This is a genomic window from Kribbella sindirgiensis, from assembly GCF_004331435.1.
Lineage (GTDB): Bacteria > Actinomycetota > Actinomycetes > Propionibacteriales > Kribbellaceae > Kribbella > Kribbella sindirgiensis.
Genome location: NZ_SJKA01000024.1, coordinates 25,721 through 39,728 on the forward strand (window position 1 = coordinate 25,721; position 14,008 = coordinate 39,728).

Here is a 14,008-nt window from a genome sequence, read left to right on the forward strand (position 1 = left end):
GTCAGCGACCCGGCGTCGAGGCGTCCGGCGTCGGCGCGTCGGCCGGCAGCGGCTTGCCGTTGGCCTGCAGGCCGAGGTCGGCGGCCCGGATCGCTTCCGCGTTGTGTCCGTCGACACCCTGGACCAGGTTGGCGGCCGCGGCGACGCCGTCGGAGATGTTCATCAAGCTTTCCCGGAGCGCCGCGCCGGCGTCGTTCAGACCGGCGACGCGGGCGCTGAATCCCTCGAAGATCGCGCGGCCGGTCTCGTCACCGCCGCACGCCGCATCGACCCCCTCGCGGGTGATCGCGCCCAGCGCCTGGGTGAGCGCCGTACCGCCGTCCGTCCCGGTCTGCAGAAGCTTCCTGGCCGCCCGGTACACGGCCGGCAGATCCACCTCGGTCATGACAGTCGCTCCTTCAGGTCGTCGTACCGGGCGGCGATCTTGCCTGCCATCGCGGTACTGGCCTCGGACAGCGTGGCGAGGATCGCGGTGGCCAGTCCCTGCGGGTCCTGGGCCCGGAAGACGTCCGGGTCGAACTCGAGTTCCCGGATGTCGCCGTGGGCGCCGATCGTGACCTTGATCAGCCGATCGGGAGAGACCACCGTCGCGGTGAGGGCGTCGAGCTCGGCCTGGACGGCGTTGATCGCGGACAACGAGCGTTCGAGCTCGTTGTGCAGGCCGAGCGCGGCCAGTTCCTGACCGAGTCTGAGCTCCGACGGTTCCATGGGACCAGGGTCCGTTCCGGTCGGCGGTCGTGGTCAGCCCTTGGCCACAAGGGGTCAGAACCCGTGGCCCGATCGGGACGAGACCTAGGGTCCGGAACGTGATGACTGTCAGAGGATGCCGCTGGACCGCGGCCGCCGCCGGTGCGCTGCTCGCGGGTCTGCCGGCGATCGCGTCGGCGCCGGCCGCGTCCGCCGTACCGCCGGCCGGAATGTGCCAGAACGCCGAGCCCGGCGGGGCCGCGGTGAACAAGTTGCCGTGGGCACAGACCTGGCTCGCGCCGGAACGGGTACCGCCGCGGATCACCGGCCGTGGGGTGACCGTCGCGGTGATCGACTCCGGGGTGGACGCCGATCATCCGCAGTTGCGGGAGCGTGGCGCCGTACTGCCCGGGAGGGACCTGCTGACGCCCGGTGACACCCGCGCGAACTTCGACTGCGTCTCGCACGGTACGGCGGTGGCGAGCATCATCGCCGCGCGCCCGGTGCGCGGGATCGGGTTCCGCGGGATCGCGCCCGGCGCCCGGATCCTGCCGATCCGCGTCAGCGAACGCGACGCGAGCGAGCAGCAGGGCGAGGCGGTCGACGCGACGGTGTTCGCCGGCGCGATCCGGTACGCCGTCGACGCGGGCGCCTCGGTCATCAACATCTCGCTGTCGATGTACGCCGACCTGAAGCCCGTCCGTGACGCGGTCCGCTACGCGCAACGGCACGATGCGCTGATCGTCGCGGCGGCCGGCAATGCCCACGCCCAGCAAGGCGAGGACCCGATCACGTACCCGGCGGCGTACCCGGGTGTCCTCGGCGTCGGCGCGATGACGATCGACAGCAGCCGGCTGCAGAGTTCGCAGATCGGCTCGTACGTCGACATCTCCGCGCCCGGCGGTGGCGTTCTCGCAGCGACCCGCGTCAGCGGCCATCGGTACTTCGACGGCACCAGCTTCGCGGCGGCCTTCGTCAGCGGTACGGCGGCACTCGTCCGCTCGGCCGATCCTCGGCTCAAGGCATCCGCGGTCGCGAACCGCTTGATCGCCACCGCCACGCCCGCGGCCGGCCCGGCGGATCAGTACGGCGCCGGTGTGGTGAATCCGTACCGCGCCGTGCAGGACAGCCTCGGTACGGCGAAACCCGGCGTACTGCCGCGGGTCCGTCCCGTGCAGGTCGATCCGGTTGCGGAACGACGTACCGCGGCCCGGAACGCCGCGACCCAGGACGGCCGCCGGATCGCTGTAGTCGCAGGGGTTTGCGCCGCATTGGTCGTCATCGCCGCGATCGTCGTACCGCTAGGACGACGGCGCCGCTGGAGCGCATGACAAAGCCCGGCCCTTCGGAGGGCCGGGCTTTGCGTCGGGTCAGCAGTTGGCGACGGCGTCCGCGGCCTGGGCATCGGCGCGCTTCATGCCGATCCACGAGTCGTCCATCGCGTCTCCCCGGCGCCGCAGTACCAGGTTGATCTCCTCGTTGGCCTGGGCCCAGAGGCGCTGCACCTCCTGGAGCTGCGGCGAGCCCTGCTGGCTGACCCACGCGGCCAGCAGTTGCTGCATCGCGGTCTGGAACTGGTTCTGCAGGTCGGTCACCTGCTGGTTCGCGGTGACCATGTCGACGGCGCCCTGCGCCATCCTGTCGAACGGGTAGTTGAGCATCATGACGAGGTCCTCTCCTACAGAACGGTGGTGTCGATGGTGGTCCCGGAGGCGCCGAGGCCGCTGAACGCCGACTGGCTGCCGGCGTCCTGCGCCTCGTAGGCGACCTTCGAGGTGGTGATGCCGTCGGACATCCGGTGCAGCTTCGTGCACAGCTTGTCCACCGCGTCGAGGTGGTTGTTGTGGCCCTGCCAGAAGGTGTTCTTGATCTCGCCGTCCATCGGGGTCAGGCTGCTCATCGCACCGTCGAGCGTGGTCATCACCGCCTTCAGGGCGTCGCCGATCCGCGCGGCTTCGGTGGCCGTCCGCACCATTCGATCGAGTTCGGTCTCCACACCGGCCATGGTGTTTCCTCCTCTGCTGGGTTGCCGGTGCGTGATCACCGGTCGGTGTCACGCTAGGGCGGTGCGCGCCGGTCTCCCCGTCGCGTACCGGTTGCGGCCATCGGATGGCCGGTTCTGCGGTCAGAGTCGCCACAGGTCTTCGTCGAGCACCTCTCGCTCGGCAGGGCGTGCAGCGGTCCGTTTGCGTTTCCTCAGTGGGGGTACGCCGGCTGCGGTCCGCGACTCGCCGTTCGAACGGCCCTGCAGGTCGGACTGCACGCCGTGCCGCCGCAGCCGTTCGGTCTCGCTCTGCTCCGCGGGCACGTTGAAGCCGGGGCGGCGTCCGGTTCCGGCGCCGGGTTTGACGTCCCGTACACCGTTGCCTCCGGCCCCCATTCCACCGGACTGCGGCGGGTACATGGGCGGCGTACTCTGCTGGCTGCTCGTCACTGCCGCGGACGATGTCTTTCCGGACAGCGTCGGCTCAGCGCCGGCGGTACCCGCCACCGTTGCGGACTTCTGCACCGGCGTCGCGCGTTCCGACGTACCCGGCACGTGCCCGCTGTTGCCCAGGGCACCAACACCGCCACCGCCGAGCGATCCGATCGGCAAGTGACTGCCGCTGCTGGTCGCCGGCGGCGGGGAGGCGCTCGCGTGGAAGGTCGGGGCGGTCGTCGTCCCGGAGCCGCCGGCCAAGGCGGGTTGATCGGTCGGCAAGGACTTGGTGGGGTCGGTGGTGGTCGTCGCGGTGGTGCCCGGGTCGACCAGGTCCTTGGCGTGCTGGGCGAGCGTGAGCCACTTGTCCAGGTTCTCCGGGACCTTGCCGACCAGGTCGATCCCCTTGCCGACCACATCGATCAGCTTCCCGGCTTCCTCGACCGGATCCTTCGCCTCCGGCTTCTTCTCCTCGGGCTTCTTCTCGTCCGGCGCCTTCTCGTCCGCCTTGGTCTGCGCATCACCGGCCTTCGCCTGCTCCGCCCCGCCGCCGCCCTGGTCCTGCTGCTGCGACTGCGGACCGCCGGCAGCGGGCTTCGCCACCACCGGGCCTTTCCAGTCATGGTTGCTGAACTCCGCCTGCAGGCCGTCGAACGCGATGCCCAGCATGGCGGACATGATGTTCATCTCGATCGAAGCGGCCAAAGCGGCGGAGTCCATCTCCCGCAGGCCGGCCCGGATCACCGGATCCTCGCTGGAGTTCGCCTTCTGCTTCCCGGCGTTCCAGGCGTCCAGCAACTGCCGCATCACCCCGCGGGCGCCGTCGAGCACTTCCGCGACTCGGTTCAGGCGCTGAGCGACAGCTGCCGTCTGCCCGTTCCAGGTCTCCAGGAAGTTCACGCCGTCGGTGACCTCGTTCCGGAACGCCGTCCAGCCTTCGGAGCCGGTGCTCTGCTGCCAGATGGTGACCTTGTTCAGCGCCGTGCGGAGCTCACCGGACGCCGTGTGCAGCGCCGTACCCGCATCGGTCCACCGCTGGGCATGCGCCCGCCACGGGCCGGACTTCTGGCCGTCCAGATCGTCGTACATCGCCTGGACGTCGGTGCAGCCCGTGTACGGACCGTTCGTTCCCGGCAAGAAGAAGTTCATCGTGGCACTTCCGGTGCGGCTTCGCCGTTTCGGTTGCCGCGGAGCTGTCCGTACTTGGGGTCCCAGGCGTTCTGGAACTCGGTGGCGTTGACGTGGTCCCGGCCCTCGAACTGCTGGGCGATCTGACGGGACAGTTGCTCGAACGCCTGCAGGCCGCGTCGGGCCCGGTCCAGGTAGAACTCGGCGGCGTTCGCCACCTTGCCGTACTTGTCCACGGCGACCTCGCTGCCGCGGATACCGCCGCGGAGGTCGCCGCCGCTCTCGTCGGCGAAGCCAGGGACCTTGACGTCGCCGGCGGCGTTGCCGAACTGATACAGCTCAGGGGAGGAAAAGGCCAGGTCGCTCATCGTTCTCCGTCCGGTTCGTCGGGGCACTCCACCAGTTGGACGAGTTGGGTGTCGCCGCGGCGGCCGACCAGCCGGCCGCGGCCTGGTGGCAGGGATTCGGGTTTGGTGGTGCCGAGCAGCGGGCCCTCGGACTTGTCCCCGCTCATCAGCAGACCGGGGGTGCCGAGGTCGCGCAGCCGGGCGATCAGCGGTTCGTAGATCGCGCGGCCCGCGCCGCCGCTGCGGCGGGTGATGACCAGGTGCAGGCCGATGTCGCGGCCGTGGGCGAGGTAGTCGGTCAGACCGGACAGTGGGTTGGTCTGACCAACGACCAGGTCGTAGTCGTCCACCAGGATGTGGATCTGCGGCCCGGTCCACTCGCCGGACTGGCGGCGTTCGAGGACCGGCAGCAGGTCGGCGACCATCGCCTCGACGCCGCGCGGCTCGGAGAAGGTGCCCATCACGTGCTCACCGGCGACGGTGAGCGAGCGGCGGTAGTCGACCAGGATAATCCGCGCCTCGGTCGGCTCGTACCGCTCGGTGATCGAGCGGGCCAGCCGGCGCAGGAAGCCGGTCTTCCCGGATTCGGTGTCACCGAAGAGCAGGAAGTGCGGGTCGGCCTCGAAGTCGATGGACACCGGCCCGAGATCGCGTTCCGCCAGTCCGATCGGCAGGCCCGCCGCGGGAGTCCGCGTCAGTACGGCGGTGAACTCGTCCTCCCGCAGTTGTACCGGGAGCAGCCGTACCCGCGGGGCGCCGGACACCGGCCAGGCGGCGGCGAGCTGCGGACCGAGGTCGGCGGTCGGCGTGGCCACGACGAAGTGCTGCGCCTTGTCGGCGAGGCCGCGGCCCGGCTTGTCGGCCGGCACGCTCATCGCGGCCCGGCGGTCCACCACCGAGTCGGACGGGTCACCGAGACGCAGCTCGATCCGGGTGCCGAACAGGTCGCGGATCGTGCCGCGCAGGTCGAACCAGCGCGAACAGCTCGCGATCACGTGGACGCCGTACGCGAGACCGCGACCGGCGATCTCGCCGAGGGTCGCCTCGAGGTCCTCGAAGTCGGAGCGCAGGACCGGCCAGCCGTCGACCACCAGGAAGACGTCACCCCACGGGTCGTCGGCGAACTCACCGGCCGCACGCCGTTCCCGGTACGACGCCATGCTCTCCACACCGTTTTCGGCGAAGTAGCGCTCCCGTACGGTCAGCAACTGCTGCACTTCCGCGATCGTCCGGCGTACCGCGCCGACGTCGAGACGGGGCGCCACGCCGCCGACATGAGGGAACTCACGGAGCGCCCCCAGCGAACCGCCACCGAAGTCGAGGCAGTAGAACTGCACCTCGCGCGGCGTGTGTGTCAGCGCCAAGGCCGAGACGAGCGCGCGAATCGCCGTACTCTTCCCGCTGCGCGGTCCGCCGACCACGACCGCGTGGCCGGCGCCGGCCGAGAGGTCCACGACGAGCGGATCGCGCCGCTGCTCCAGTGGCTTGTCGACCAGCCCGATCGGCACACGCAGCGTTCCGCGCGGCCCCGCAGCAGCTAGCCCGTAGTCGGGGTCGACTGTGAGCGCCGGCAGCAGGTCAGTGAGCGGTGGCGGGTCGTCCAGTGGCGGCAGCCAGATCTGGCGGGCCGGCTCACCCTTGTTTTCCAGGCGATCCACGAGGATGTCGAGCAGCTTCTCCCCGACACCGTCCTCCTCCGGCTGCTCATTGACCTCTGTCACCGGCTTGGACACGTAGGCACTGGTGTACTCCGCGACCTCGTCCGCGACGTCTCCGCCCGTCGGGGTCACACTGGCTGCTGCGCGATGCACGCCGGACACGTAGGCGGAGCGGAAGCGAACCAGCGTCTCAGTGCCGATCTGCAGGAACCCGTGCCCGGGCGCGCGCGGCAGCTCGTACGCGTCGGGGATACCGAGCACCACACGGCTGTCCATCGCGGAGAAGGTCCGCAGACCGATCCGGTACGACAGGTGCGCGTCCAGACCGCGCAGCCGGCCCTCCTCCAGTTTCTGGCTGGCCAGCAGCAGATGTACGCCGAGTGCTCGGCCGAGTCGGCCGATCTGGTTGAACATCTCGATGAAGTCCGGCTTCGCCGACAGGAGCTCGGAGAACTCGTCGCAGATCACCAGCAGCGTCGGTACTTCGGGCAGGTCGGCACCTGCCGCTCTGGCGAGCTCGTACTCGCGGACGGACTCGTAGTTCCCGGCCCGCCGCAGCAGCTCCTGCCGGCGGATGAGTTCACCGCCGATGGCGTCCGCCATCCGATCGACGAGTGCCAGCTCGTCGCTGAGGTTCGTGATCACCGCACTGGTGTGCGGCAGCCTGTCCAGCTTGGTGAACGTAGCGCCGCCCTTGAAGTCCACCAGGGCGAAGTTCAGGCTCTCCGACGAGTGAGTCGCGGCCAGTGCGAGCACCAGACTCCGGAGCAGCTCGCTCTTGCCGGAGCCGGTCGCACCGATCAGCAGACCGTGTGGGCCCATACCGTCCTGGGCGGACTCCTTCAGGTCGAGCTCGACCGGCGTACCGTCCGCAGTGACACCGAAGCGGACCCGCAGCCGGTCCCGGTTCGGTCTGGGACCCCAGTGCTGTGCGGGGTCGAAGGTGTACGGATCGCCCAGGCCGAGCAGGTCCGTCAGACCGAACACCGACGCGAAGCTCTCCTCGCCGTCACCGCCGGCCGACAGGCGCAGTGGTGCGACCAAGCGGGCCAAGGCGTCCGCGTCGGGGATCGTGAAGCTGTCCGCGATGCCGACCTCGGACTCGCCGTCCATGGTGACGCTGGTGAGTGCACCGTCGCTGGCCACGTCCAGCAGCACAGTGGAGCGGTCGAGCAGTCGCGGCGGCTGTGTGGTCAGGTCGATGACGCTGACGCCCTCCACGCCGTTGCCGGTCATCAGGTGGTCCGAACCGATCACGTCACCGCCGTCGATCAGTACGACGATGTGCGGGTCGTCCACGCGGCTGGTGGCCGCCGGGTCGAACCGCGGCCGCTGCGCCAGCAGGTCACCCAGTACCGACTCGAGGTCCGGAACACTCTTGCTGATCAGGCGGATCGGACCCAGCGCGTCGGACTTCTCCGGGTGATGTGCGTGCGGCAGCCACTTCAGCCATTCCCAGTCCGCTCTGGTCTCCGGTCCGATGACAGCTGTGATCAGTAGGTCGTCAGGCGAGTGGAACGTCGCCAGCTGCGCCACGAGTGCACGTGCCAGGCTACGAGCGCGGTCCGGGTCGCCGTCGACGTACACCCTTGAAAAGCCACGCAGTGCCATAGCCACGGGCAGTCCAGGAACAGACGAGTACGTCGTGATGAAGCGGCGCAGTGCACCGGCGGAGAGCGGCTCCAGTTCCTCCAGCGGCACGGTGTCGGGTGGGGCGACCGTTGTGGCCAGCGGTTGCGCTCCCGTACCGACACGGACGATCGCGAAGTCGGTGTCGTTGCGGCGACGCTCCCAGAGGCGGTAGCTCTCCACCAACGTCCACAGCTGCGTCGGGTCCGGATGCAGATACGACAGCGCCTTTCGTTGCTGTACGACGGCGCGCCTGGCCCGGATGCGCTGCTGGGACAGGTGTCTGAGGTACCCGCGCCGTGCCCGGGCCATCTCCCGCCGTGGTGCGCCTTGGCCGGCGAACGCCATTCCCGCCACGCCCAGAGCCGACAGGCCGAACAGCCCGCCGACGATGTAGCTCATCCGGCCACCGCCGCCGAGCGTCGAGTACATCAACGCCATCGCGGCGCCACCCGCGAGCATCGGCACCATCATCACGTACTGCGAGAGCTGCTTGCTCGCAGGTTGCGGCAGTGCCGGCGGCGGTTCCAGGGTGACGTCGCCACTCGGCAACGCGGGACCCTCGCGCCGCGGCGGTCTGCTGACGATGACTGTCGACATGTTCCAGGACGCTAGGTGGCGCCGTCGCACGACAGGGGGCGGCGGCCACTAGCTGACTGTCCACAAGCTGCAAGTGCCCGGTCTTTGTGGTTCTGCGGTGCCACCTTGGCTGACGTGAGCATTCGTGGACTGGTCAAGATCACCATCGACGCACCCGAACGCCGCATCGACCTGGCGCTGCCGGAGCGATCGACGGTGGCCGAAGTACTGCCCGGCATTCTGCGGCACGCGGGTGACGACCTCGCCGATTTCGGCGCCCTACAAGGCGGTTGGGTGCTCCGCCGGCCCGACGGCGAGGCCCTGGAGACACATCTGGACCTGGCCGGACAGGACGTCCGGGACGGCGAGATCCTGCATCTCGCACCGGCGCACCAGCACTGGCCGGAGCTCGAGTACGACGACCTGGTCGACGCGATCGCCACCGACGCGCGGTCCAGTGGCCGTGCTTGGACGCCCGGTGCGAGTCGCTGGTGCGGACTCATCGCAGGAACGGTCGCGGTGCTGACCGCGCTTGTTCAGCACCCCAGTGCGTACTTCGCGCTTGCTGTCGCCGGCGGGCTGATGGCGATCGGCGTCGTACTGTCACGTGCTGTCGGCGACGCGGCAGGTGCCGCGATGGTCGGCGCGGTGTCGCTGGTGTTCGCGCTGGCCGGCGGGGTGCTGCTGATCGACCTGCCTGAGTTCGGCGCACCACAGCTGACCGCGGGTGGTGCGGCGCTGCTCCTGTTCGGGTTGCTCGGGTACGTCGGGATCGCTCGCCATACCGCGGTGTTCGTCACGGCAATGACCGGAGGCGTGCTCGCACTCGTAGCGGGGTGGCTGGGCGGTGCACTGGACGGTACGCGGTCAGCTGCTGTTGTCGGCGCCGTTGCGGTCGCGTTGATACCAGTGGCCGCACCACTGGCCATGCGGATCGGGCGGCTGCCGAAGCCCGTTCTGCCCAGCAGTACTGCGGATCTCTTGGCTGACGCACCGCAGCCACCTCGTCGTCTGCTGCATGCCGCAGTACTGCGGTCTGCCGCTCTCTACACGGGCATCCTCGCGGGACTCGCAGCTGGACTTGCCAGTTGCCTGTACGTACTGGCGCGGTCCTCGTCGACGCCCGGACGCGTGCTGGTCGTGCTCATCGTCGGCATCTGTTTGCTGCGATCGCGGCTGCTGCCGGTCGTGGCGCATCGGCTGAGCTTGATCGGCGCTGGTCTTGCCGGGCTCGGATGCCTGCTCGTGCAGTCGCCGTACGCGTTGCTGGTGTTCGCTGCGGTGGCTGTGTTCCTCGGGCTCTGGTACGCGCGGCACAAGCCGGGCGCGTACTTGGCCCGGTACGCCGAGCTGGCAGAGGTCGTCCTGGTGTTGCTGGTCGTTCCGATCGTGCTGTGGGTCCTTGGGCTGTACGCGTACGTGCGTGGGCTGGGTGGGTGACCGATGGCCTCGAAGCGGGATCAGCTGCAGTCACACCAGTTCGTCAAGCAGCGGATGACCCATGCGCTGCTGTTGCGGGAGACCGACCCGGAGTACCCGCCGTTCCGCCGCGGCGTAGTGGCGATGCTGGTCGGTATCGGGCTCGCTGTCCTGGTGCTGGCCGGGTGCGGTGTGTACGGGGCGCTGTCGCCGGGTGGGAAGACGTCGTGGAAGTCCGGCGACCGCGTCATCGTGGAGAAGGAGACCGGCACGCGGTACGTGTACCGCGACGGAGTGCTCTACCCGGCCGCGAACTACGTGTCGGCGCTGCTGCTCGCGAACAAGTACAGCGCACCGCTGATGGTCTCGGCGAAGTCGCTGCTCGGTGTACCACGCGGTCAGCGGGTAGGGATCCCGGATGCACCGGACTCCTTGCCTGCCAAGGGACGGCTGCTCGGGAGCGGGTGGTCGATGTGCGCGAAGCCGATGGTCGACTCGTCGGGCAGTCCCGCCGTGCAGTCGGTTCTCCTCGTGGGTACTGAGCAGTCCGGTACAGCAACGGACTCCTTGCTCGCGGTTGGGCCTGACGGGCGCCGGTACCTGATCTGGCGCGGCTACCGGCACCTGATCCAGCAGCAGACGACAGTGACCGCAGCACTCGCCCTTAACGAGGAGGCGTGGCTGCGGGTGCCCTCTGTCTGGCTGGACCTCATTCCGTCGGGTCCACCGCTCGGTCCGATCTCCGTGCCCGGTGCGGGCACACCGTCCACGCTGCTCCGCCCAGGTCGAGTCGGCACGTTGTACGTCGTACAGACGTCGACCGGACAGGGCCAGTACTACCTGTTGCAGCGGGACCGCTTGGTGGCGATCAGTTCGCTGCAGTACGACGTACAGCGCACGGCTCCTGCGACTCGTAAGGCGTACCCGGGTGCTGTGCCGGAGGCGGTTCGGCTGGACCCGGCTGTGGTGGCTCAGGTGTCCGGTGGTGTGGGTACGGCGACTTCTGACTCCGCACTGCCGCCGACCAGGCCGACCTTTGCGCGGCCGGAGTCGTCCGAGGTGTCGGTGTGTGCTGTGTTCTCCAATAGCGAGTTCCGGCCTCGGTTCACGCTTGCTGCTGAGCTGCCATCGGCCGGCGACGCCGGTGTGACCGCGGGACGTGGCCAGGGCGGACTGGCGTTGGCTGACGTGGTCGTCGTACCGCCGGGTCATGGGGCCGTTGTCGAGTCGATGGCAGCGCCCGCACAGCCGGCTGGGTCCGGGGCGTTGTCGTTCGTGAGCGATCTCGGGCGGCGGTACCAGCTGGCGAATCGCGACGTACTGGGTGTCCTCGGCTACGACCAGGCACCTGTGGTGCGGCTGCCGGCCGAACTGGTCAGTCGGCTCCCCGCGGGCCACGCACTCGACCCGTCCGCCGCGACCTACCCGGTCGGCCCTTAACCAATCCCTCAACCTCAGGAGGAAGTATGGACATCGGCACACTGACCGTGGTGCCTGACGAACTGCGGCAGTTCGCCACGCTCGCACCGCTGGCGACTGTCACTCCGGTCTCCGGCACCGTCCAGGCGACACCGCCGCTGGCCGGTCCGATGCCGGAGAGCGCGACGGTCGAGGCGCACGTCCGGTTCTGCGTGGAGAACACCGGCACGGTCACGCTGCAGGCGACCGACGGCATCGCGTCGCTGATCGAGGCAGCGCTGTCGATCGCGACCAGCTTCGAGTCCACCGACCAGATCAACGCAGCTGCGCATCGCACCCTCGCCGACGAGTCGCGGGTCTGACGGCCATGGGCGCGTACTTCGGGATGGAACTGAACGCGATGGCGGCCATGCTCTACGGGCAGCGCGCCGAACCCTGGCACACGGGCGCCGACATGTGGGGCTCGGCCTGCCAGCAACTGCTCGCCACCCACGGCGACCTCGGTGCCGCGAACGCCACGATCGCCACGTGGCCGCTCAGCATCGGCTCGGTGTCGCAACTGGCGTTCAACGGACAGGTGATCGGCAGTCTCGCATCGCTCGGCGAGTGGGCGGCGTACACCGGTGCGATGTCCGCGGCGCTCCGGCTGGGCGGTACGGCGCTGAACGCGGCACAGGCCGCGATGCCGGCGCTGCAGAGCGGGTACGACACAGCGGTGTCGCTGAGCGCGGTGCCCATCATCGGGCCCTTCGCCGCGCAGGTCGCGGTCGGTCTGCAGCAGGTCGGCGCCGGGATGATGGAAGCGGTCGGTGTGGTCATGCAGGCTCCCACGGCAGTACCTCCGCCGACTCAGGGGTGGCAGGGGCCTGGAGGCACCGGAGCGCCGACGCCGGCGTCACCCGCTCCCTCCATACCGGTGACCGACGTACTGGATGCGACGGACAAGCTGTTCAGTGCGATGAGCAAGGGCGCCACCTTGGTGCAGACGGTTGCCGGGCTGGCCCAGTCGGGCACCGGGCTCGGGAACGGCGTGACGACCAAGTTGCCAACCTCCAACGACCTGCTCGGGACGCTTGTCCACCCGGACCTGCCGACGCTCGCAGGTGGAACAGTGACCCCGCCGACCACGCTGCCGGCGACCGTCGGAGTGTCTGCGACCACCTCGGCCGGGATGCCCGGCGGGATCCCGGCAGCCGTGCTGGCCGGGTCACTCGGCGCGTTGACCAACACAGTGCGCCCAACGACGCCCGGTGGTGTGGGGCCGTCAACGGGTGCGCGCATCGCCGCGGGAACCGAACCGGGCCTGGCCGGTGGTACGGCGCGTGCCGCGGCGTCAGCTGCGAAGGCGATGCCGACGATCGCGCCGCCGATGTCCGGCGCAGGCGGTGGCGGCGGGTCGAACGAGCCCCGCTTCGGCAACCGGAAGCGCGACGCTCTGCAGCGTACCGGTGTGCAGTCCGACCTCCAGGGCCGTACCGCCACGGAGTCACCGGAGCAATTCACCCTGCCGCCGGTACGCCGCCGTACCGCGGCCGGCCCGGTCCTGGACAACGAGCTCTTCCGATGACCACCACAGCCACCTCAGCTCAGCAGGTGACCGCAGCTGTCACGGCGTCTGTTGGTACGGCTGTCACGAGCACGGTCGCGCCGCCGCGGGCTGTGCCGGTGCAGCCTGCTCCTGTGCGGCCTGCTGTTCGGTCTCATGTTGCGCCAGTGGTGGTGCCTGCTCCAGCCGCTCCCGTCAGCGTCGCTGCACCGCCGCCTGTCGAGGCGCGGCGCGTGCCTCGGGTGCGGCTGGGGCAGGTGGTGTGCTGGCAGCTGGTGGGTGGTTTGGTCGCCGCTTCCATTGGCCGGGAGTTGGTGGCGGCAGTGATTGCCGGGTTGGTCGGGCTTGTCGCTTTAACACTGACAGCGAGCTGGCGGCGCGGGCTGTGGTCGTACCAGTGGCTCCACTTAGCAGTGGCGTACGTGATCCGAGGCACCCGGTTCGTCGCGATGGACGGGGCACGCAGCGAGCTCGAGGACGGGGCGGGCACCATCGTCCGGTCCGACGGGATCACAGTGCTGCTGGAGACCGACGTACCGCCGGAGGTGACCCCGGCCGAGCTGCTGGAGGAGCACGCCGGACTGCGGCTCAAGCTGCTCCGCCGCCCCGGCCGGGCGTGGATCGCCCTGACCGCGCTCCGGTCCGCCGACCGGCCGCAGGACACCGAGCTGGAGCTGCTGCTCACCAACACCGTCCGCCGACTGACCCGGCGGCTCCGGCGTCGCACGTTCCGGGCGGTACCGCTCGGGCCGGACGAGCTGACCGAGGTACTCGCTGCGCTGACCCCCGACCAGCTCACCGAGGAGTGGGATGCGCTGGCCGTCGGAGTCCGGCGCTTCCGGATGTACGCCGTACCCGCGCACCTCGCTCTCCAGCAACCCGGTGTGGTGGCTGTCAGCACCTCCAGCGACCTGGACCATGCGCTGGTCCTGGCTCCCGCGGACGCTCCTCTGGCGTCGGCCGCCGTGCCTCAGACCGGCCGGCACCGGTCGGCCTTCACTGCCGCCCTGCCCTGATATAGCGGCCTGACCAGGCGATACATCGCTCGCTGGACAGCCGCTGTATCGGGTGTACCGGGCGGTGTATCAGGCGTGGACAGCGGCGAGATTCGCGCTGGACGGGGGCCCGCGATGGTTCTGGTGTTCACCGAGTCGCACCGACTCGACCGAATCGAGCG

Annotated in this window: 13 protein-coding genes; 6 read left to right on the plus strand and 7 right to left on the minus strand. The window is 69.6% G+C overall.

Going from position 1 to position 14,008, the window contains the following annotated elements; translation table 11 throughout:
* Position 1 precedes the first annotated feature (1 nt).
* Positions 2-385 carry a hypothetical protein gene (locus E0H50_RS38540; RefSeq protein ID WP_131296102.1) on the minus strand — a complete coding sequence of 128 codons (384 nt, stop codon included), beginning with the start codon at positions 383-385 and terminating at the stop codon, positions 2-4.
* Positions 382-708, minus strand: a complete 327-nt coding sequence (locus E0H50_RS38545; RefSeq protein ID WP_131296103.1) for a YbaB/EbfC family nucleoid-associated protein — start codon at positions 706-708, stop codon at positions 382-384. The genes E0H50_RS38540 and E0H50_RS38545 overlap by 4 nt, the downstream gene beginning before the upstream one ends.
* Before the next feature lie 101 nt (positions 709-809).
* On the opposite strand from E0H50_RS38545, the gene mycP reads away from it, so the two are divergent.
* Positions 810-2,018, plus strand: coding sequence for a type VII secretion-associated serine protease mycosin (gene mycP / locus E0H50_RS38550; protein WP_131296159.1), 1,209 nt, complete (start codon positions 810-812; stop codon positions 2,016-2,018).
* A 39-nt stretch (positions 2,019-2,057) separates the two neighbouring features.
* Here the strand turns inward: mycP and E0H50_RS38555 are convergent, their stop codons facing one another.
* From E0H50_RS38555 to eccCa, 5 genes are all read right to left on the minus strand, one after another.
* A complete protein-coding gene (locus E0H50_RS38555) occupies positions 2,058-2,351 on the minus strand; it encodes a hypothetical protein (RefSeq protein ID WP_131296104.1) in 294 nt (97 codons plus the stop codon).
* A gap of 14 nt (positions 2,352-2,365) precedes the next feature.
* A complete protein-coding gene (locus E0H50_RS38560; RefSeq protein WP_131296105.1) occupies positions 2,366-2,692 on the minus strand; it encodes a WXG100 family type VII secretion target in 327 nt (108 codons plus the stop codon).
* Positions 2,693-2,812: 120 nt separating this feature from the next.
* A complete protein-coding gene (locus E0H50_RS38565) occupies positions 2,813-4,255 on the minus strand; it encodes a hypothetical protein (RefSeq protein WP_131296106.1) in 1,443 nt (480 codons plus the stop codon).
* Positions 4,252-4,602 (minus strand): hypothetical protein, encoded by a 351-nt coding sequence (locus E0H50_RS38570; protein ID WP_131296107.1) that lies wholly within the window; start codon positions 4,600-4,602, stop codon positions 4,252-4,254. Before E0H50_RS38570 ends, E0H50_RS38565 begins: the two co-directional genes overlap by 4 nt.
* Positions 4,599-8,468 (minus strand): type VII secretion protein EccCa, encoded by a 3,870-nt coding sequence (eccCa, locus tag E0H50_RS38575; protein ID WP_131296108.1) that lies wholly within the window; start codon positions 8,466-8,468, stop codon positions 4,599-4,601. Before eccCa ends, E0H50_RS38570 begins: the two co-directional genes overlap by 4 nt.
* Positions 8,469-8,582: 114 nt before the next feature.
* Between eccCa and eccD the strand changes: the two genes are divergently transcribed.
* The 5 genes from eccD (at position 8,583) to E0H50_RS38600 (ending at position 13,847) form a co-directional block, all read left to right on the plus strand.
* Positions 8,583-9,887 carry a type VII secretion integral membrane protein EccD gene (gene eccD / locus E0H50_RS38580; RefSeq protein WP_131296109.1) on the plus strand — a complete coding sequence of 435 codons (1,305 nt, stop codon included), beginning with the start codon at positions 8,583-8,585 and terminating at the stop codon, positions 9,885-9,887.
* A 3-nt stretch (positions 9,888-9,890) separates the two neighbouring features.
* Positions 9,891-11,306, plus strand: coding sequence for a type VII secretion protein EccB (gene eccB / locus E0H50_RS38585; protein ID WP_131296110.1), 1,416 nt, complete (start codon positions 9,891-9,893; stop codon positions 11,304-11,306).
* Between the two features lie 26 nt (positions 11,307-11,332).
* A complete protein-coding gene (locus E0H50_RS38590) occupies positions 11,333-11,647 on the plus strand; it encodes a hypothetical protein (protein WP_131296111.1) in 315 nt (104 codons plus the stop codon).
* Positions 11,648-11,652: 5 nt separating this feature from the next.
* Entirely contained in the window at positions 11,653-12,852 is a 1,200-nt protein-coding gene (locus E0H50_RS38595) for a hypothetical protein (RefSeq protein ID WP_131296112.1), read from the plus strand.
* 302 nt (positions 12,853-13,154) lie between these two features.
* Positions 13,155-13,847: a type VII secretion protein EccE gene (locus E0H50_RS38600; protein WP_165547441.1), complete on the plus strand. Its 693-nt coding sequence runs from the start codon at positions 13,155-13,157 to the stop codon at positions 13,845-13,847.
* Positions 13,848-14,008 lie beyond the last annotated feature (161 nt).

Coding starts and splice junctions, on each gene's coding strand:
- E0H50_RS38540 (WP_131296102.1), bottom strand. CDS start 385: ATGACCGAGGTGGATCTGCCGGCCGTGTACCGGGCGGCCAGGAAGCTT.
- E0H50_RS38545 (WP_131296103.1), bottom strand. CDS start 708: ATGGAACCGTCGGAGCTCAGACTCGGTCAGGAACTGGCCGCGCTCGGC.
- mycP (WP_131296159.1), top strand. CDS start 810: ATGACTGTCAGAGGATGCCGCTGGACCGCGGCCGCCGCCGGTGCGCTG.
- E0H50_RS38555 (WP_131296104.1), bottom strand. CDS start 2,351: ATGATGCTCAACTACCCGTTCGACAGGATGGCGCAGGGCGCCGTCGAC.
- E0H50_RS38560 (WP_131296105.1), bottom strand. CDS start 2,692: ATGGCCGGTGTGGAGACCGAACTCGATCGAATGGTGCGGACGGCCACC.
- E0H50_RS38565 (WP_131296106.1), bottom strand. CDS start 4,255: ATGAACTTCTTCTTGCCGGGAACGAACGGTCCGTACACGGGCTGCACC.
- E0H50_RS38570 (WP_131296107.1), bottom strand. CDS start 4,602: ATGAGCGACCTGGCCTTTTCCTCCCCTGAGCTGTATCAGTTCGGCAAC.
- eccCa (WP_131296108.1), bottom strand. CDS start 8,468: ATGTCGACAGTCATCGTCAGCAGACCGCCGCGGCGCGAGGGTCCCGCG.
- eccB (WP_131296110.1), top strand. CDS start 9,891: ATGGCCTCGAAGCGGGATCAGCTGCAGTCACACCAGTTCGTCAAGCAG.
- E0H50_RS38590 (WP_131296111.1), top strand. CDS start 11,333: ATGGACATCGGCACACTGACCGTGGTGCCTGACGAACTGCGGCAGTTC.
- E0H50_RS38595 (WP_131296112.1), top strand. CDS start 11,653: ATGGGCGCGTACTTCGGGATGGAACTGAACGCGATGGCGGCCATGCTC.